This window comes from Nocardia sp. NPDC051900 (genome assembly GCF_044452545.1).
GTDB lineage: Bacteria > Actinomycetota > Actinomycetes > Mycobacteriales > Mycobacteriaceae > Nocardia > Nocardia sichangensis.
The window spans coordinates 114,576-132,457 of sequence record NZ_JBITBU010000003.1 but is presented as its reverse complement, the minus strand read 5'-3'; the positions used below and the strand labels follow the sequence as shown (position 1 = coordinate 132,457).

Annotated in this window: 17 protein-coding genes; 8 read left to right on the top strand and 9 right to left on the bottom strand. The window is 69.0% G+C overall.

The genetic code is table 11. The features are described 5' to 3' along the window. The first annotated feature begins 20 nt into the window (after positions 1 to 20). Genes ACIA5H_RS05325 through ACIA5H_RS05305 form a run of 5 tightly spaced genes read left to right on the top strand, consistent with a single transcriptional unit; the run spans position 21 to position 4,704 of the window. Positions 21 to 749, top strand: coding sequence for an enoyl-CoA hydratase (locus ACIA5H_RS05325; protein ID WP_379250539.1), 729 nt, complete (start codon positions 21 to 23; stop codon positions 747 to 749). Beyond that, entirely contained in the window at positions 749 to 1,891 is a 1,143-nt protein-coding gene (locus ACIA5H_RS05320; RefSeq protein WP_379250847.1) for an MBL fold metallo-hydrolase, read from the top strand. Before ACIA5H_RS05325 ends, ACIA5H_RS05320 begins: the two co-directional genes overlap by 1 nt. 38 nt (positions 1,892 to 1,929) lie before the next feature. Further along, entirely contained in the window at positions 1,930 to 2,136 is a 207-nt protein-coding gene (locus ACIA5H_RS05315) for an antitoxin (RefSeq protein ID WP_355074902.1), read from the top strand. 47 nt (positions 2,137 to 2,183) lie between these two features. Beyond that, the gene (locus ACIA5H_RS05310) at positions 2,184 to 4,484 is read left to right on the top strand and encodes an ATP-dependent DNA ligase (protein WP_397074091.1); all 2,301 of its coding nucleotides are present in this window, start codon (positions 2,184 to 2,186) and stop codon (positions 4,482 to 4,484) included. 43 nt (positions 4,485 to 4,527) lie between these two features. After that, positions 4,528 to 4,704: an antitoxin gene (locus tag ACIA5H_RS05305; RefSeq protein ID WP_355074898.1), complete on the top strand. Its 177-nt coding sequence runs from the start codon at positions 4,528 to 4,530 to the stop codon at positions 4,702 to 4,704. A gap of 42 nt (positions 4,705 to 4,746) precedes the next feature. Here ACIA5H_RS05305 and ACIA5H_RS05300 read toward each other — a convergent pair whose 3' ends face one another. Next, on the bottom strand, positions 4,747 to 5,391 hold the full coding sequence (locus tag ACIA5H_RS05300; protein ID WP_379250543.1) for a cysteine hydrolase family protein: 645 nt from the start codon (positions 5,389 to 5,391) through the stop codon (positions 4,747 to 4,749). Between the two features lie 251 nt (positions 5,392 to 5,642). Here ACIA5H_RS05300 and ACIA5H_RS05295 point away from each other — a divergent pair, with 251 nt between their 5' ends. Next, the gene (locus ACIA5H_RS05295; RefSeq protein ID WP_397074088.1) at positions 5,643 to 6,911 is read left to right on the top strand and encodes a lipase family protein; all 1,269 of its coding nucleotides are present in this window, start codon (positions 5,643 to 5,645) and stop codon (positions 6,909 to 6,911) included. A gap of 163 nt (positions 6,912 to 7,074) precedes the next feature. Here ACIA5H_RS05295 and ACIA5H_RS05290 read toward each other — a convergent pair whose 3' ends face one another. From ACIA5H_RS05290 to ACIA5H_RS05275, 4 genes are all read right to left on the bottom strand, one after another. After that, entirely contained in the window at positions 7,075 to 7,728 is a 654-nt protein-coding gene (locus tag ACIA5H_RS05290; RefSeq protein WP_397074086.1) for an ammonium transporter, read from the bottom strand. Positions 7,729 to 8,392: 664 nt separating this feature from the next. Then, entirely contained in the window at positions 8,393 to 9,130 is a 738-nt protein-coding gene (locus tag ACIA5H_RS05285) for an energy-coupling factor transporter transmembrane protein EcfT (protein ID WP_355074890.1), read from the bottom strand. After that, on the bottom strand, positions 9,130 to 11,256 hold the full coding sequence (locus ACIA5H_RS05280; RefSeq protein ID WP_379250548.1) for an ATP-binding cassette domain-containing protein: 2,127 nt from the start codon (positions 11,254 to 11,256) through the stop codon (positions 9,130 to 9,132). The genes ACIA5H_RS05285 and ACIA5H_RS05280 overlap by 1 nt, the downstream gene beginning before the upstream one ends. A 78-nt stretch (positions 11,257 to 11,334) precedes the next feature. After that, positions 11,335 to 12,801, bottom strand: coding sequence for a flavin-containing monooxygenase (locus ACIA5H_RS05275; protein WP_379250550.1), 1,467 nt, complete (start codon positions 12,799 to 12,801; stop codon positions 11,335 to 11,337). A gap of 85 nt (positions 12,802 to 12,886) precedes the next feature. On the opposite strand from ACIA5H_RS05275, the gene ACIA5H_RS05270 reads away from it, so the two are divergent. Then, positions 12,887 to 13,948, top strand: coding sequence for an AraC family transcriptional regulator (locus ACIA5H_RS05270; RefSeq protein WP_397074083.1), 1,062 nt, complete (start codon positions 12,887 to 12,889; stop codon positions 13,946 to 13,948). On the opposite strand, the gene ACIA5H_RS05265 is transcribed toward ACIA5H_RS05270, so the two are convergent. The 3 genes from ACIA5H_RS05265 to ACIA5H_RS05255 all read right to left on the bottom strand — a co-directional run bounded on the left by ACIA5H_RS05265 (position 13,945) and on the right by ACIA5H_RS05255 (position 16,082). Further along, a complete protein-coding gene (locus tag ACIA5H_RS05265) occupies positions 13,945 to 14,622 on the bottom strand; it encodes a phosphodiesterase (protein ID WP_355074882.1) in 678 nt (225 codons plus the stop codon). The genes ACIA5H_RS05270 and ACIA5H_RS05265 overlap by 4 nt on opposite strands. 66 nt (positions 14,623 to 14,688) lie before the next feature. Then, entirely contained in the window at positions 14,689 to 15,474 is a 786-nt protein-coding gene (locus ACIA5H_RS05260) for a metallophosphoesterase (RefSeq protein WP_397074080.1), read from the bottom strand. Positions 15,475 to 15,644: 170 nt separating this feature from the next. Next, a complete protein-coding gene (locus tag ACIA5H_RS05255) occupies positions 15,645 to 16,082 on the bottom strand; it encodes a MarR family winged helix-turn-helix transcriptional regulator (RefSeq protein ID WP_379250555.1) in 438 nt (145 codons plus the stop codon). A 51-nt stretch (positions 16,083 to 16,133) separates the two neighbouring features. On the opposite strand from ACIA5H_RS05255, the gene ACIA5H_RS05250 reads away from it, so the two are divergent. Further along, the gene (locus ACIA5H_RS05250; protein WP_397074078.1) at positions 16,134 to 16,736 is read left to right on the top strand and encodes a TIGR03086 family metal-binding protein; all 603 of its coding nucleotides are present in this window, start codon (positions 16,134 to 16,136) and stop codon (positions 16,734 to 16,736) included. Between the two features lie 365 nt (positions 16,737 to 17,101). Here the strand turns inward: ACIA5H_RS05250 and ACIA5H_RS05245 are convergent, their stop codons facing one another. Next, positions 17,102 to 17,869: an RluA family pseudouridine synthase gene (locus tag ACIA5H_RS05245; RefSeq protein WP_397074076.1), complete on the bottom strand. Its 768-nt coding sequence runs from the start codon at positions 17,867 to 17,869 to the stop codon at positions 17,102 to 17,104. Positions 17,870 to 17,882 lie beyond the last annotated feature (13 nt).

The window sequence follows — 17,882 nt, the reverse complement described above, 5'->3', positions numbered from 1 at the left end:
CGTTCAGTCGGGGAGGTCGCATGCTCGGGGTCAGCCGCGATGGTGACGTGGTCACCATCGAACTTCAGCGGGAGGAGCGCCGCAACGCGCTCGATCACGAACTCGTGACACTGCTGCGCGAGGCAGTGCTCGCCGCGGTCGCCGACCAGGCCCGGGCCATCGTATTGACCGGGCGGGGCCCGGTGTTCAGCGCGGGCGCCGACTTGTCCGGGGTGTATTCGGGCGATTTCCTGTCCGGATTGCTGGAAATGTTGCACGCCATCGAATCGGCCCCGGTCCCGGTGATTTCGGCGATCAACGGCGCCGCGATCGGCGCCGGTGTGCAGTTGGCGCTCGCTTCCGACCTGCGGGTGATCGCGCCGGAGGCGTACATCGCGGTCCCCGCGGCGAAACTGGGCATCACCGTCGATCGGTGGACCGTGCGCAGGCTCGCCGCTTTGATCGGCGGCGGTCCGGCGCGGACGGTGTTGCTGGGGGCCGAGCAGATATCGGCCGACGACGCCTACGCGTTCGGGTTCGCCAACCGGATCGGCACCGTGGCCGACGCGCAGGCTTGGGCCAAGCACATCGCGGCGCTGGCCCCGCTGTCCCTGCGGCACATGAAGCTGGTGCTCAATGACGACGGAACGCGCGATCCGGAAACCGCGCAGCAGCGCGCGGCACTGGAGGCCGCGTGGACGAGCGAGGACGCCAAGGAGGGTCGTTTGGCCAGGCAGGAAAAGCGCCCCGCGAAGTTTGTGGGGCGATGATGGACATCAGACGGATCGCGGGCGCCGCGGCAGGCGCGCTCGGCCTCACCTGGGTGGTGCGGGCGGTGTGGGACATCCCATCGGCGATGGGCGCTTCGATCTCGGCGATCCAGCCGTACGCGGTGGGTGCGGCCACCTATCGCGATCGACAGTTCCACAACACCGAGCCCAGTAGCCAAGTGGTCGCCGGTTCGGCTCCCTCACTGCTGGTCTCGGCGCTGACCCAGCGCAACGTGGGCCGGCCGCGGGGCAGCATCCCATTGCGGACGCCGCAGCAACCGGACACGGCGGCCGCTCTCGCCGTCACCTGGTACGGCCACGCCACGACGTTGATCGAGGTCGACGGGTACCGGATCCTCACCGATCCGGTGTGGAGCGAGCGCGTTTCGCCGTCGCCGCTGGTCGGCCCGGCGCGCATGCATCCCGTGCCGCAGCCGCTGGCCGACCTGCCGCCGATCGACGCGGTACTCATCTCCCACGACCACTACGACCACCTGGACAAGGAGACCGTCCGGGAGTTGGTGGCCCGCCAGAGCGCACCGTTTCTGGTCCCGATCGGTATCGGCGCGCACTTGCGGCACTGGGGTGTCCCGGAGGATCGCATCGTCGAATTGGACTGGGGCGGTTCGGTGACGCTAGCCGAGCTCGGCCGGGACCGCGACGGCGTGGATCTGGCGATCACCTGCACGGAGGCACGGCATTTCTCCGGGCGCGGCCTGCTGCGCAACACGACGTTGTGGGCCTCGTGGTCGATCGCAGGTCCGACCCGGCGGGCCTACTTCGGCGGCGACACCGGCTTCACCAAGGCGTTCGCCGAGGCGGGTGCGGCGCTCGGCCCGTTCGATCTGACGCTGCTGCCGATCGGCGCCTACGACGAGCGCTGGCCGGACGTGCACATGAATCCCGAGGAGGCGGTCCGGGCACACGCCGACCTGTGCGGCGGGAATCCCGGCCACGGATTGCTGGTGCCCATTCACTGGGCCACCTTCAATCTCGCCTTCCACGGCTGGTCCGAGCCGGTCGCGCGCATGGTGGCGGCGGCGCGGGCGGCGGGCACCGACGTCGCGGTGCCGATGCCGGGACAGCGCGTGGACCCGTCGAGCGCCCCACCCGGGGATACGTGGTGGGAGAATATCGGCTGAACGACTCCGGAGAATCGGCGACAGGAAGGATCACGGCGATGAGTTTCGCGGATACGGTCAAGGGCCTGGTCGACAAGGGGAAGGACGCGGCGGCCAAGAACGCAGGCAAGATAAATCAAGCGGTCGACAAGGCCGGTGACTTCATCGATCAGAAGACGCACGGCAAGTACTCGGACCAGATCGCCAAGGGCAAAGAGGCCGCAAAGAAGGTGGTTCCGCCGGATCAGTCCGGACCGCACGCCTGAGCCCACGGCGGAGGCCGCACCGCGGCCTCCGCCGCTACACTTCGGATATGGCGGCCCGCCGCGAGTTCGGTGGTATCGAGGTTGACCTGAGCAACCTCGACAAGGTGCTGTACCCGGCCACCGGAACGACCAAAGGCGAAGTGATCGCCTATTATTCGGCGATCGCGCCCGCCATGCTGCCGCACATCGCCGGGCGGGCGGTCACCCGGAAACGCTGGCCCAACGGGGTGGACGAACCCTCCTTCTTCGAGAAGAATCTCCCGTCGCACGCGCCCTCCTGGATCGAGCGGCGCACCCTGCGCCATTCCGATCGCAAGGTCGTCTATCCGCTGATCGATTCCGAAGCGGGGCTGGCCTGGATCGCGCAACAGGCCGCGCTGGAAGTCCATGTGCCGCAGTGGCGTTTCGATGACGACAGCATGGGCCCGGCGACCAGGTTGGTGTTCGACCTGGACCCGGGCAAGGGCGTCGGGCTCGCCGAATGCGCCGAGGTGGCGCTCGCGGTGCGCGAGATGGTCGAGGGCATCGGGCTGCACGCGTTCCCGGTGACCAGCGGCAGTAAGGGAATTCACCTGTACGTGCCGTTGGATCGCGCGCTGAGTTCGGGCGGCGCGTCCACGGTGGCGAAACAGGTGGCCACGAATCTGCAACGGCTGCAACCAGACCTGGTCACGGCGACGATGGCGAAGGCGGCGCGCGGCGGCAAGGTCTTCCTGGACTGGAGCCAGAACAACCCGGCCAAGACCACCATCGCGCCCTATTCGATGCGGGGACGGGCCGAGCCGAACGTCGCGGCGCCGCGCACGTGGAAGGAGATCGAGAACCGGAAGAAATTGCGGCACTTGCGGTTCGACGAGGTGCTGGCCAGGTATCGGTCCGACGGCGATCTGCTCGCCGAGCTGGATCCGGGGATCGCGCGGGACGCTGCGTCCTCGCCCGACGCGTTGACCAAGTATCGGTCGATGCGCGATCCGTCCCGCACACCCGAACCGGTACCCGCCGAGTCGCCCGCGCCGGGGACGAACAACCGCTACGTCGTGCAGGAACATCATGCGCGACGCCTGCACTGGGACGTGCGGCTGGAGCGCGACGGGGTCCTGGTGTCCTGGGCGGTGCCGAAAGGGCCGCCGATCTCCACCGACCAGAACCGTCTGGCCGTGCGCACCGAGGACCATCCGATGGAGTATCTCGACTTCCACGGCGCCATCCCGAAAGGCGAGTACGGCGCCGGGGAGATGACGATCTGGGACTCCGGCACCTACGAGACCGAGAAGTGGCGCGACGAAGAGGTCATCGTGCGATTCCACGGCAAGCGGCTCAACGGCCGGTACGCGCTGATTCAGACCAACGGCAACCAGTGGCTGATGCATCTGATGCGCGCGCGGAACGGCGCCGAACCGCGGGAGGAGCCGGACGAGCCGCCGGGCCGGATCATCCGTCCGTCGAACGGGCCCGCGACGCTTCCGCGCGGTCTGGCGCCGATGCTCGCGACGCACGGCGAGGTCGCCGAGCTCGGCGCCGACGAGTGGTGCTTCGAGACGAAGTGGGACGGCTTCCGGCTGATCGCCGAGATCGACAACGACACGCTGACTTTGCGCAGCCGGGCGGGGAACGTGGTGACCGACCGCTATCCCGGTATCGCGGCGTTGCGGCGGGAACTGTCCGCACACCAGGTGGTGCTGGACGGCGAGGCCGTCGTCTTCGACGATCACGGCGTCGCGAATCTCGGTCTGCTGCAAGCCGACGCGGCGCGTGCGGTGTTCGTCGCGTTCGACGTGTTGTACCTGGACGGTACGTCGCTGCTGCGCAAACGATATGCCGATCGCCGCAGGGTCTTGGAGGCGCTCGCGGCGAACGCGCCGTCGCTGGTGGTGCCGCCGCGACTGGACGGCTCGGGCGCCGATGCCTTGCGCTACAGCCAGGAGCACGGGCTGGAGGGCGTGGTCGCGAAACGCAAGGACTCGGTGTACCTACCTGGCAAACGCGGGCACGCCTGGGTGAAGCAGCGCAATTGGCGCACTCAGCGGGTGTTGATCGGCGGGTGGCGGCGCAGCGCGGCACGGGAGTTCAAGTCGCTGCTGATCGGCATTCCCCACGACGGTCTGCTGTACTACGTCGGCCGGGTCGGGACCGGGTTCAGCGAGCCGGACATGCGGGAGCTGGCCGCGCGGCTGCGCACGCTGGAACGCAAGACCTCGCCGTTCGACAACGAACTCACCGCCGAAGAACGCAAGGAAGCGGTGTGGGTGACGCCGAAACTCGGTGGCACCGTTCGGTTCATGAACTGGACCGAGATGGGTCGTTTGTGGCACCCCGCATGGCTCGGGCCGGCGCCCGGCGCTGGGTAGGGTTGGGGCGCGGTTGTTCCCAGCTCGAAACGAGGAGTGCACGGTGGACTTCAAGAACCTGGCGGGTAAGGCGATGGACCTGGCCCAGAAGAACGCGGACAAGCTGGACGCGGTCATCGACAAGGCGGGCGACCTCGTCGACGAGAAGACGGGCAACAAGTACTCCGGCCAGGTGGACGCCGCCCAGGACGCGGCCAAGAAAGCCTTGCGGGAGCAGTGATCGTCGAACGGGACCCGGCACGGGCCGGGTCCCGTTCGCGGCTCAGCCTGCGCCCGTGAGCAGCGGGGTGATGGTCGCGATATCGGTGACGAGCGCGTGGCCCTGGAACTCGAAATCGTCGTAAGCCCGCGCCATGGCTTCCTTGTCCCGGCCGCCGACCGCGTCGCTGATCACCACGGGCACGAATCCGAGATCGGTGGAATGCGTGACCGTGGGCGCGATGCCGATCTCCAGCGCGACGCCCGCGATCGCGTAGGCGCCGATGCGCAGGTCGCGCAGCATCGAGGCCAGCGGAGTGCCTTCGAAGGCCGACATCGACGTCTTGTCGAACACCACCTCGTCGGCGCGCGGCCGCAGTTCGGGCACGAGCTCGAAGGCGGGGGTGTCGCGCTGCAGGATGAAGCGCACCTTGTCCACCGAATCCACCTGCTGCCAGCTCATGGCCATCCGCAGCGCGAAGGTTCCGCTGAGCCGCTCGGGCAGGAAGAAATGGCGTAGGAACACCACCGGGTAGCCGCCGGAACGCGCCGCGTCGACCACCCCCACCACCCGCTCGATGATCTCCGGGCCGTCCGGCAACTGGCTGAGCACACCGACCTGCATGTCGTAGACGATCACGGCCATCCGGTCCGGGGCGCACACATCGGCGAGTCCTTCGGGGATGTCCAGTCTGTTGCCATGCCGCATGCTCGGCTACTCCTCTTCGTTGCGCTCGCGCTGCGGGCGGGGTCGCGCCGGACAGCTATTCGCTTGCGCTGGGGGTGTTTTGGCCAACACTGTAACCAGCCGCACGGACAGCGGCGGCGGTGGGTGTGACCTGCGATAGACCGTTGCCGGGTCGGTCGGCCCGGCAGTACCGTGGAAAGCCTGGAGGTCAGGTGAGCCGCCGCTGACCGCGCCGGGACATCTGCCGCCTCGCCGGAACTGGGGAGGCTCTGATGAAGGACGCCGATGCAGTGCCTGTCATCGCGCAGGCGCGCGACCGATCTGTGCGCACGACGATCCCGCGGGTTCTGCTGGCCGCCTTGCTCGTGCTGGCCGCCTGTCTGGCCGCCGCGCCTGCGGCACACGCCGAGCTACCGCCGCCGGATCGAGACCCGTTCTACGCCGCCCCCGCGGATCTCGCGCGCTACCACGACGGCGCCGTGCTGGATTCCCGGCCGATCGCGTTGTTCGGGTTGCCCCTGCCGATTTCGGCATGGCAGGTGAAATACCGCAGCACCGACTCGAGCGAAGATCCCGTCGCCGACGTGGCGACCGTGCTGGTCCCGATGCTGCCGTGGTTCGGGCCCGGCTCCCGGCCGCTGCTGTCGTACCAGGTGGCCGAGGACAGTCTCGGCACGCGCTGCGCGCCGTCGTTCGCGCTGCGCGGCGGCTGGGATTCCGGCGCGGTGAATACGCTGATCGACACGCCGTTCATGGCGGAGGCGCTACGCCGCGGGTGGGCGGTGGTGGTCAGCGACTACGAGGGGCCGCGGTCCCGCTTCCTGGATGGCGTGAACTCCGGACGCGGCGTGCTGGACGGCATCCGGGCGGCCCGTGATCTCCCGCAAGCCGGGCTCGGGCCCGCGACTCCCATCGGCACTTGGGGCTACTCCGGCGGAGCGTTCGCCACGCTGTGGGCCGCGCAGCTGCAGCCGTGGTACGCACCGGACGTCCGGTTCGCTGGCATCACTTCCGGCGGGATTCCCGCGGATTGGCCCGCCATAGCCGCCGACGCGGACGGCACCATCCAGACCGGGCTCGCTTTGCTCATCCTGTTCGCGCTCGCCCGCAACGATCCTGCCGGGGGCGTGCTGGACTTGCTCAACGAGCAGGGGCGCGCGGCGCTGGTGGAGAACGGCGCGGCCTGCGGGTCCGATCTGGTGCCGATATACGCGAGCGCGCAGGTCGCCGACTTCGCAGCTGTGCCCGATGTGTTCTCGCACCCGGCATTTCGCGCCGCCACCGAAGTTCAGGAACTCGGCGGCAGCGCGCCGGTGGCGCCGATGTACCTGTACCACAGCCGCACCGACGACGTGATCCCCGTAGCGGGTTTCACCGACTTGGTCGGCCGGTACTGCGCCCTGGGCGCGACCGTCACCTCGGTGCACTCGATGCTGCCCACCCACAACCCGACGGCGATCGGTGAGGCGCCGGGCGCGATGAACTTCCTCGCCGACCGGTTCGCCGGTCTGCCTGCGGCTCCTGGATGCCATGAGCGGTAGGTGGACGACCGCCTCGAAGGTCGACCGCGGTACTCCCGGCGATGGAGGCGGATGCGTGATCGCGAGTCGCGGCATCGCGTCCGGGCGGCACCGACTGGTGCGCGCAGACGAAAGCGCACCGAATCCCGGCCGATTCGGTGCGCGTCGTGCTCGCTGGCGTCGGTCAGTTCTGCGAACGCCCGGTGGTGTCCATCCACTTGGTGGTGCCGGGCTGGGCGGCCAGCGTGCTGATCAGATCGATGCCCGCGATGATCAAGGCCGGACCGCCGACGACGATCGTGCCGATGATGCCGCCGATGCCCGCACCGGCGACCACGGTGCCGATTCCGATGGGACCGCCGATGAGGCCGGTCAATCCGACGAGCGCGCCGATGACCGTGCCGATGAACCCGCCGACCGCGGTGGCGATGCCGAATTGCGACAGGAAGGCATCCATCGCGCGCTGGTTCTCGAACGGCGACGCGACCGGCGTTGCCGCCGGGTGAGCCTGCGCCGCGTCCTTGACGACGGTCAGTTCCAGTACACGGCCCGCGTCCCGCACGAGGTGGGGCATGGGGTATTCGAGCCCGTCCTGGCGGAAGGCGAGCGGCAGCGTGACCGCGACATTGCCTGCGGCGTCTTTGATGTCCACGGCGTCGCCGCGCACGTCGAACGTGCCTGCGGTGAGTGTCGTGACGATCTTGTCGCCGACCAGTTGGGCTTGGTACCCGATATCCGGGACCGGTGCCGCAGCCGGTTCCGCGTGCGCGATGCCTGCCCCGACCGTGAGTGCGGCGACGAGTGGAGCGGCGGCGGCGGTGACTCTCCGGAGAATCATTCTCGGTTTCCAATCTTCATCAGGTTACAAGCATTAGAGAACGCGACACACGCCGAAATTCCTTCCCCCGCCGACGTGTCCATCCGTGATGTGATCCAAAAGACAGTTACTTCCGAGTGATAACTGTACTGTGGCCCTTGGTGTTTGGGACACGATTTCAGAGGGTATTCTTCCGACTTTGCCGCCTGATGAGTCATAGCTATCGGCTATTCATTCGTGCGGGTGCGGGGCGCTCTGATCGCACCGGTCGGTTCCCCGCGCGTGGATGAAGGTGTAATCCCCCGAATCGGGGCATCGATTCCGAGCCTTTCACATCGCGTCGACGATAGGTGTAAGCCGCAGTACCGCAAGGGTTTTCGCTGGTGTCGCACTGGGGCGTGGCAGCACGTCCTGGTCGCGGGGGTGCGACTGCGAACCGGGTAACCCAGCCGGTGGTACTGATCGGTGCTCTGTGCGCCGTATCGGAACCGCTGCTATGCGTTCGAGACGTATGCGTTGTGCGCGAGGCGCATCCGGGGTCCCCTTCGGGGTCTTTTCGAGAGGTACCAGTCGGTCTGCAAATGGTCAGCGAATTGTCCCGCCGGAATTCCACCGACGGCCATCAGGGGCCGCAACCGACCAGGATCCCGTTCGACCCCGCATTTACGCCCACCTTTCACCGCGCTCACAGCACCACGTGCAGCGCGATGGAACCGAGGCAGACGCCGACTACCAGCACGAGCGCGACAGCGTCGCGCAGGCCGGGTGCGCTGGGACGGGCGGTGAGCTGCCCGGTGCCGCCGCGTGCGGTGATCGCCTCACCCAATTCACCGGCGCGGCGGGTGGATACCGCCATGGCGGCGGTGAGGATGTCGATGAGCGGGTTGTCGGCCGCGCGGGCGATCATGCCGTCCTTGGGACGCAGCCTGCGAGCGGCACGCAGCACCCGGATCTCCTCCATGAGCAGCGGCAGACCGCGGAAGGTGAGCGCGACGACGACAGCCCATTCGTCCACCGGAATCCGGAGCCGGCGCAACGGCGCGCCCAGCTTGGCCAGGGCGGGCGCGATGTCGCCCATCGGCGTGGTCCACGCGATGAGGAAGGAGGCCGCCACCAGGATCAGGCCGAAGGCCAGAACCTGGGCATAGCGCAGCACCGCCGTGCCGCCGACCGGCACGTTGATCAGGGCTCCCGCGCCGAGCAGCGCCCAGAACCACCACGGCAGCCGTGGCAGAGTGCCCAGCGGCAGCCGGGCGACCGCGCCCACGAAGACGAGGAACGCCGCCATCACACCGAGCACCGGCCAGGACGGCAGGAACATCAGCAGCAGGCTGATCAGGAACACTCCGATCATCTTGGTGCCCGCCCACAACCGGTGGACCGGACTGTCGACCGGGACCTGACGCAGCAGAACGGTGCTCATCATCGACCTCCGTGCTCGAGCCGCCACGCGGTCTCTCCTGGCGCGCGCACCGGGTTCCGTCCGGAATCGGCTCGCGTGGCGGAGTCACTCGGCACCGGCGCGGTCTGCCGCGCCGATTCCGCGCCCAGAATGCGTCCCGACTGCAATCGCACCGTCCGGTCGCACACCGCCGCCATGTCGGCCACGTCGTGCGAGATGACGATCAGCGTCAATCCGGAATCCCGTAACCGCGCGAGCAGTTCCACGATGTCGGCCCGGCCCTCCGGGTCGAGACCGGCCAGCGGCTCGTCGAGCACGACCACTTGGGGATGGCTGGCCACGATCGCCGCGAGCACCACTCGCTTGGCCTGGCCGCCGCTGAGTTCCTCGACCGAGCGCGCGGCCAGCGAACGGTCCAGCCCGACCGCGTCCAGCGCGCGGCCGACCGCGCCGGAGCCGGTCGCGCGACCGCCCCAGTCCGCGATCTCCGCGCCGACGGTCTGCTTCTGCAGTTGCAGCCGGGAGTGCTGGAACGCCAGCCCGACCCGGCCGATCTGCTTGCCGATCGGCTTTCCGCGCAGCTCGCACCGACCCGAACTCGGTTCGATCAGGCCCGCCATGATCCAGGCCAGGGTCGATTTGCCCGAGCCGTTCCCGCCGACGATCAGCAGGGCCTCGCCCTGGCACACGGACAGGTCGACGCCGTGCAGGGCGGGCGCCTCCCATGGCGTCGCGCGGTTGTAGGTGTGCCGGACGTCGCGCAGTTCGAGGATCGGCGCGCCCATCGGCCTGCGTCGCGTGTCCTGCGCCGGACGCGGCCACGCGGGCAGATGCGCCACGGTGCGTCCCCCGGCCAGGTGCACCACCCGGTCGGCGACCGCGGCGTCGGCCTCGTGGTGGGTCACCAGCACCACGGCCATCGAGTGTCGTTTCGGCAGCGAGGCAAGCAGCTCCACCAGTTCCCGCCGCCCGTCCGGATCGATCATCGAGGTCGCCTCGTCGGCGATCAGCAGCGCGGGCCGCCGGGCCAGCGCGGCGGCGACCGCCAACCGCTGTTGCTGTCCGCCCGAGAGCGTGGCGGTCTCCTTCGCCCCCATTCCGGCGAGCCCGACCTCGCCTAGCAGCGCGTCGACATCCACCGCGGCGGCGAGATCGGCGGGCAATCCCCACACGACGTCATCGGCGACGAGCACGCCCAAGGTCTGGCTCTCCGGCCGCTGCAACACCAGCGCCGTCCCGCCGAGTTTGCCGAGTCCGGCCGACCCGGGCCGCTGCGCCGACCCCGAGGTGGGCGGCAGCCCGGCCAGCAAGCGGGTCAGCGTGGACTTGCCCGAACCGTTGTGTCCGACCACGGCGACGAATTCACCGACCCGCACGGTCAGATCGATGCCGCTCAGCGCATCGCGCGCCGCTCCGGGATAGCGGAAACCCGCGTCGCGCAGCGTGACCGGCAGCGGATCGACGGGCCGGTCGTCTTGCGGTGCGTCGAGCCGGTCCCGGCCGGGCAGCCAGGCCAGCCGGTCCAGCACCGAGCCGAGCACGTACCAGGAGAAGACGCCGGTGGCCGCCATGCCGAGCGCGACGCTGCCGCCGACCCACGCCCACCACCAGCGCAGCACCGAGTCGGTCAGGTCCGCGGCGAGCTGCCCGAGCGGGGCAAGCTGCTCTTGACGCGCCGCGAGATCCTGGAAGCCGCGCGACGCGTTGCGGATGTTGTCGAACAGCAGTTCGCGGGTGGTCGACAGCAGGGCAAGCGATCCGACGGCGAACGCGGCCCAGGCCAGCCCGGCGAGCAAGGAGAGCCCGAACGCAGCGACGACACCACCGCCACGCCGCTTCACGGCGCCGATGATCCCGCCCACGGTGGCCGAGGCGACCAGCGCCGTCGCGGACGCCATACCCGCGGCGACGAAGGTGACCAGCGTCGCCGCGATCGTCGCGGTGACCAGGGCGCGCAGCCGGAAACGATGCGCGATCAGCCCGATCGGGACCGCGCCGACCAGCTGGAGCGCGGCGGCGAACGGGATGACCGATCCGATGGTCACCAGCCCGACGGCGGCTCCGCCCAGCACGGCGCCGGTGGCCAACTCGATCGGACGCAGCGGGCCGCGCACATCCGATCCGCCCGGACGGGCCAGTTCATTCACAGCACAAGTCTGCCAGCCCGGCGGGCGGCGGCGGGTCGAGGCGAATCCGGGCGGGCCCGCTCGCCGAGGCGCGCTCCGTCACGCGACGGGGGTGAGGGTGTAGGCGCTGGGGTCGAAGCGGCGGGTGCGGCGACGATAGCTCGTCTGCGATCCCGGCCAGTTGTTGGTGATGCGGCCCGCGGAGTTGCGGTACCAGCTCGAGCAGAAGTTCCACGGAGTGCGGGCCAGACGCTGCTGGAGCGCGGTGTTGTAATCCTCTTCCAGGTCGGCGCGGACTTCGGCGCAATGGCCGGGGTGGTCGGCGAGCCATTGCACGGCCTGGCGGATGTAGCGGGCCTGCGATTCGATCATGTAGATGATCGAGCCGACGCCGAGATTGGTGTTCGGCCCGTAGACGAGGAAAAGATTCGGAAAGTCCGGCACCGTCATGCCGTAATACGCGTGCGCGCCGTCGGCCCATGCGTCGGCCAGCCTGCGCCCGCCACGACCCCAGATCTCCATCGGCCAGAGGAACTCCGTGCCCTTGAAGCCGGTGCCGTAGATGATCACGTCGGCTTCGTGCGTCGTCCCGTCGGCGGTGCGTACGCCTTGCGGGGTGATCTCGGTGATGGCGGTGGTCTCCACCCGCACGTTGGGCTGGGTGAGCGCGGGGTAGTAGTCGTTGGAGAACAGCGCGCGCTTGCACCCGATCGGGTAGTCCGGGGTGAGTTTGGCTCGCAGCTGCGGGTCCTCGACCTGTTCGGCCAGGTGCCGGGAGGCGATGCGGGCCACGAACCGGGCGATGGCGGGAACCTCGACCAGCCCGAGCGAGATGAACTCCGCGATCGACCACCACCCGAACCGCTCCACCAGCAGCGCGCCCGGCACCCGCGCGAACAGGTTGTGCTGGACCGGCGAGTAGTCGGTGTCGAACTTCGGGACCACCCAGGCCGGTGTGCGCTGGAACAGTGTCAACCGGTCGACTTCGGGCTGGATCTCCGGGATGTACTGAACGGCGCTCGCCCCGGTGCCGACGCAGGCGACGCGTTTGCCGTGGAGGTCGACCTCGTGGTCCCACTCGGCCGAATGGAACGACGGGCCCGCGAAGGTGTCGATGCCGGGTATGGCGGGCAGGGACGGACGCGACAGCTGGCCCACCGCCGAGATCAGCACGTCGACGATCCAGCTCTTGCCGTCGGTGGTGCGCACGGTCCACCGGCCGGTGGCGTCGTCGAATTCGGCGTCGCTGACGCTGGTGCCGAAGCGGATCGCCGAGAGCACGTTGTGACGTTCGGCGACCGCGCGCAGGTAGGCGTGGATGGCGGTCCGCCCCGAGTACCGCTGCGGCCAGTCCGGCTTGGGTTCGAACGAATACGAGTACAGCGGTGAGGGGACGTCGCAGGCCGCGCCGGGGTAGGTGTTCTCCCGCCACACCCCGCCGATGTCGGCGGCCCGCTCCAGGATGGTGATGTCGTCGAAGCCGTTGCGGCGTAGCTCGATCGCCATGCCGATGCCGCCGAAGCCCGCGCCGATGATGAGTATCGATGGCCGATTGCGCGCTGTCATGTGAGACTCCTCACTACGACCGTAGATGACTCCACTGTAGGAGCCGCCGTGCCGTCGTATAGAGAATTTCGGCCATAATGTCCGCGTGGAGCGGATACAGGATCCGGATATCCGCGATTGGAACTTTCCGCGCGGCGTGGCGAGCGTGGCGCTGATGGTCGGATACGCGGCCGAACACGGCGTGTCCTCGGCGCGCATGCTGCACGGCACCGCGCTCGGTGAGGAGCAATTGCGCGATCCGGACGTCCAGATCGACGCGCACACCGAACTGGCGGTCATCCGCAATCTCGTCCGCGAACTCGCCGACCGGCCCGCGCTGGGTGTGGAGGTCGGTCGCCGCTACCGGATCACCACCTTCGGCATCTTCGGCTTCGCCTGCGTCAGCAGCCCGACACTCGGGGAGGCGATCAGCTTCGCGCTGCGTTATCTGGACCTCAGCTTCACCTTCTGCATCCCGGTGGCCGAGTGGGGCGCCAGCGAGTTCGTCGCGGTGGTGCGCGACGAGGCGGTGCCGACGGACGTGCGGCAGTTCCTCGTCGAACGCGACGTCACCGCGATGCACCAGGTGATGAGCGATCTGCTCGGCACACGCCTGCCGCTGACCAGGGCGGAATTCCGTTTTCCCGATCCCGGCTACGCGGAGCGGATCGCCGAGGTGACTCTCGTGCCGCCGCGTTTCGGCATGCCGCACAACCTGTTCGCGATCGAACCGATGCTGCTGGAACAACCGTTGCCGCAGGCCAACGAGCAGACCTGGGCGATGTGCCTGGCGCAGTGCCGGGAACTGGTGCACCGCCGCAGGGCGCGCACCGGCATCGCGGCCGAGGTGCGCGAACGTCTTGTGCCGCGCGGCGGCGCGGACGGATTCGCCGCTCCGCCCGGCATCGACGCCGTGGCGAACGATCTCAACATGAGCACCCGTACGCTGCGGCGGCACCTGGACGCCGCGGGTACCAGCTATCGCGCGCTGCTGGACGAAGTGCGTCGTGCGCTGGCGGAGGAAATGCTCACCGCCACACCGCTATCGGTGAGCGACGTCGCCATCCGTCTCGGCTACGCCGAAGCGTCGACCTTCATCTTCGCCTTCAAACGCTGGACCGGTAACACCCCGGCGGCCTATCGCCGCGAACGCGCCGTCCGGCGTTAGCCCTCTTCGCCGCGGCCGCTCCTGCTGCCGATGTATGCCAACTCGCGAATCTTGCCGACAGCCTTGGGAAACAACTCCACCTCGGCCGGGTGATTGAGCATCGGATCGAAGTAATCCGTGCGGTACTCGGCGGAGTCGGCGGGACGCAGAGTGAGTTCCGCGACTCGCCAAGTCGGCCCGCCGAGGCGGCCCGCGGTGAGGGTGAAGCTGACCAGATCCTCGTCGAGGTGGGCTTGCATCGCCTCCAGCGACGCGGACGCGGGCTGCACGCTGTCCGGCTCGGCGAAGAACCAGGTGGGCGAGGAGTTGCTGATCCGATAGGGCATCAGGCAGCCGTACCGGGCGCTGGCCCAACCGCGCGCGGGGGTGATCACCAACCGGCCCAGCGGTCCCCGGCCGGTGGTGGCCAGCGCGAAATCCCAAGGCTGCTCGTCGCGATCGAGCACGCGGAACGCCAGGCCGAGCACATCGGGCAGGCCGTTCGGCAACCCGATGCCCTTGGACACCCGGGCGATGACCGCGCGATCGCCGCTGCCGAACAGCGGCTCGAACTCGGGCTCAGCGTGCAGACGGCCGGCCAGGTGCAAGCCCGAGGGGTGGAATACCCGCGCGTGCCGGATCCGGGCTCCGGCCGCGAACGCGTTCTTCACCACTGCGGCTGGTAGATCGACCATGGCGGATCCTCCCGGTAGGCGTCGTGTGCCTCCCGATTGCCCCGGCACGTGCCGGGTAAACCGCTGTCAGACCGGTTGCACGCCGATCCGGCCGCCCATCGGAACCGCCCGGAAATGGCTGGTGAGGCGGTGGTCGTCACCGATGACGTGCAGCGCCACCGCTGGGTCAGGCGCGTAGTCCATGACGTGGTCGGGCAGGTCGAGTTCCCACTCGCCGCTGAGCACCGATGCGGTGCTGGGGGCCACCAGCAGCGGGCGTCCCCCGAAGGTGGTCGTCGCGGCGGAGTGCGCGTGCCCGGTGAGTACGCCGACGATCCGGTCGTCACCGGCCACGAGGTCGGCGAACCTTTGCGGATCGGCCAGGGAGATCACGTCGACGATCGGGCTGAACAGGTGCGCGGGCGGGTGGTGCAAGGCGAGCAGGATCGGCTTGCCCGCGGGCGCCGCGTCGAGGACGCCGCCGAGCCAGTCATAGGTCTCGTCCGCGAGCTGCCCGCCCGGCTGCCCCGGAACGCTCGAATCCATCAGCGCGACGGTGAGATCGCCGATGCGATGCGCGTGGTTGATCGGGGCATCGGAGGCGGGCTCGCCGAGCAGGCTGGTGCGGAAGCCCGCGCGGTCGTCGTGATTGCCCGGGATCGCGTACACCGGGATCTCGCCGTCGAAAGCGGCCTTGGCCTCCGCGAACTGCTCCGGTTTGCCGGAATCGGTGACGTCGCCGGTCACCAGGATGGCGTCCGGCTTGCGGCGCAGCCCCGCGACGAAGTCCATCACCCGCCGCACACGCTGGGCGTTACGGGTGCCGAGATCGAAATGGGTGTCGCTGACCTGAGCAACCAGGATCATCGGCATTCGCTTTCGCTAGGGGTTCGCTGCATTGCGTCAGATTGCGCGCGCGTCGCGTCCGCGGCACCTCATAAGGCTAGTTGACCTGCGCATTACGCGTCGTCATGACGCTCGCCACCGTACGAGCGGCGCCCTTCGTATTGTGTGCTGGATCACATTGCGTGGACTCGTCGGAGTCAAGTGGCGGGGCGGTCGGACACCGTGTCGGAGAGGGTGCGCAAAGCGCGCAGGAACGCGCTGCGATCCGGCGCGGGCAGCCGCTCGAGCAGTCGGTCCTCCCCGGCCTGGATGTCGCGCTGGGTGCGGTCGCGAAGGGCGCGGCCCGCGTCGGTGAGCGACAGCAGGTTCACCCGGCGGTCCGCGGGGTCCGGTTCGCGGGTGATCAGGCCGCGGCGCTGGAGTTCGTCGAGGACGCCGATGATGCGGGTCTTGTCCGCGCCGATCGCCTTGGCCAGCGCCGCCTGGGTGTAGACGGGTTCGGCGCCGAGGCCGAGCAATACGGAGTAGCCCCACATGGACAGTTCGTGCCGCTCCAGGATGGGCAGTTCGAGGGCCATGAGCGCCCGCCCGAGCGGCACGATCATCGCGGCGAGATCGGGGCGGGCGTTGGACATGGATCGACGATACTGCTTGGCAAATTGTAAGCTCGCGCATACGATAAGCTTATGCTTACTGAATCTGCCGAAGGATTGCGCGACCGGCATGCCCGTTCTGTCCGACTGAGCGTGGACGTCGTCGACCGTGTCCGTCCCGATGCGCTGGACGCCGAGACACCCTGCGCGGGTTGGCGTCTTCGTGACCTGCTGGAACACATGATCACGCAGAACCACGGCTTCGCCGCCGCCGCGCGGGGGAGCGAGGATCTCGATGTCTGGACCGTGCGCGCGTCGGCCGATCCGGTCGCCGACTATCGCGCCTCCGCCGACGACGTCCTCGCCGCGTTCGCCGCCGACGACGTGCTCGAGCGCTCGCTGCTGCTGCCGGAGATCTTGCCCGACCAGGGGATTCCCGCGGTTCGCGTGATCGGCTTCCACCTCGTTGACAGCGTCGTGCACGCCTGGGATGTCGCGCGCTCGATCGGCGAGACCATCACACCCGATCCCGACGTGACCGAGGCGGCGCTGGCCATCGCCCTCGCCGTCCCCGATGGTCCGGAGCGCTCCGTCCCGGGCGCGGCTTTCGCACCGGCACTGTCCGTTCCGGAACACACGCCGACCCTCGACCGCATCCTTTTGCTCCTCGGCCGTGCGCCGAGCTGGCCGAACTGATCTGCTCGAGCGGCCCGATAGACCGTTTCGACCTGGTGCATCGGCTCTGTGCACACGGGGAGACCGCCTGGGGATGACTGTGGACGAACAGCGAGCCGGTATCTGCCGCCGAGCGAGCGCGACGGAGCGGCGACGGTTTGCGTGGTTCGCGATGGCGCTAGTGGTGAGCAGCGACCTCGATGGCACTCGCGCGCCGTTTGCCGCTCTGTGCGAGCGTCCCATAGGCGCTGGCTGTGGGGCCGATTCCCCTACGGCCCTAGCCGAGATTCGGCGCGGTTATCGTGCCCGGGGCACAGTGTCGACGTTCTCCGCAGCGGTCGACGCCCAGGCAACGGGCTGTGCGAAGACCGCATCGGGCGGCCCGGCTAGTCGAGAGTCCGCAACAGGTCGGTTGCGCGTTCCAAGGCCGCCGGGTCGGCGGATTCGTGCAGCGGGGCCCAGAAGCCCGCGTCGGGCTCGGCGGCCAAGGCCAGTTCCGGCGGGGTGCGCCAGGAAGCGGTGAGGCCGAGACGCCAGGAATGCAGGTAGGTCCGCGAGGGGGCGCCGGAGCGGTCGAACAGGGGATCGCCGACTATCGGATGGCCGGTCCAGGCCAAATGGACGCGAATCTGGTGGCGACGGCCGGTCACCGGGCGCAGCGCGAGAATGGTATGCGCGGGACCCCGCAGCACCGTCGCGAACCGGGTGAGCGAGGGGTAGTTCTTGGCGGGCAGCAAGTCGGCGTCGTCCACGAACCAGCGGCCCGCCTCCTGGCGGATGCTTTCGCGCGGCGCCGCGATCCGCACCCGGTTCTTGCGCCCCACGCTGAGCGGCAGATCGAATACGCCGGTATCGGGCAGGCCGGTGGCCGCGACGACGGCCAGGTACGCCTTGTCGGCGGTCTGCTTGTTGAACTGCCTGGTCAGCTCGCCGTGGGCGGACAGCTCCTTCGCGAAGAGGATCAAGCCGGAGGTCACCTTGTCGATCCGGTGCACCGGATACAGCGTTTCTCCCTCGGCCGCCGCCAGCTCGACGAGATCGGTGTCGTGGCGCTCGCCCATCACGGAGATCCCGGCGGGTTTGTGCAGGGCGAGAATCGCCGCGTCCTCCTCGACGAGGCAACGCGCGCGCAGCTGTGACCAGTCCTTGTCCACCGGACGAGCCTAG

Coding starts and splice junctions, on each gene's coding strand:
- ACIA5H_RS05295 (WP_397074088.1), top strand. CDS start 5,643: ATGAAGGACGCCGATGCAGTGCCTGTCATCGCGCAGGCGCGCGACCGA.
- ACIA5H_RS05300 (WP_379250543.1), bottom strand. CDS start 5,391: ATGCGGCATGGCAACAGACTGGACATCCCCGAAGGACTCGCCGATGTG.
- ACIA5H_RS05285 (WP_355074890.1), bottom strand. CDS start 9,130: ATGAGCACCGTTCTGCTGCGTCAGGTCCCGGTCGACAGTCCGGTCCAC.
- ACIA5H_RS05260 (WP_397074080.1), bottom strand. CDS start 15,474: ATGCCGATGATCCTGGTTGCTCAGGTCAGCGACACCCATTTCGATCTC.
- ACIA5H_RS05310 (WP_397074091.1), top strand. CDS start 2,184: ATGGCGGCCCGCCGCGAGTTCGGTGGTATCGAGGTTGACCTGAGCAAC.
- ACIA5H_RS05290 (WP_397074086.1), bottom strand. CDS start 7,728: ATGATTCTCCGGAGAGTCACCGCCGCCGCCGCTCCACTCGTCGCCGCA.
- ACIA5H_RS05255 (WP_379250555.1), bottom strand. CDS start 16,082: ATGTCCAACGCCCGCCCCGATCTCGCCGCGATGATCGTGCCGCTCGGG.
- ACIA5H_RS05315 (WP_355074902.1), top strand. CDS start 1,930: ATGAGTTTCGCGGATACGGTCAAGGGCCTGGTCGACAAGGGGAAGGAC.
- ACIA5H_RS05265 (WP_355074882.1), bottom strand. CDS start 14,622: ATGGTCGATCTACCAGCCGCAGTGGTGAAGAACGCGTTCGCGGCCGGA.
- ACIA5H_RS05325 (WP_379250539.1), top strand. CDS start 21: ATGCTCGGGGTCAGCCGCGATGGTGACGTGGTCACCATCGAACTTCAG.
- ACIA5H_RS05250 (WP_397074078.1), top strand. CDS start 16,134: ATGCTTACTGAATCTGCCGAAGGATTGCGCGACCGGCATGCCCGTTCT.
- ACIA5H_RS05320 (WP_379250847.1), top strand. CDS start 749: ATGGACATCAGACGGATCGCGGGCGCCGCGGCAGGCGCGCTCGGCCTC.
- ACIA5H_RS05275 (WP_379250550.1), bottom strand. CDS start 12,801: ATGACAGCGCGCAATCGGCCATCGATACTCATCATCGGCGCGGGCTTC.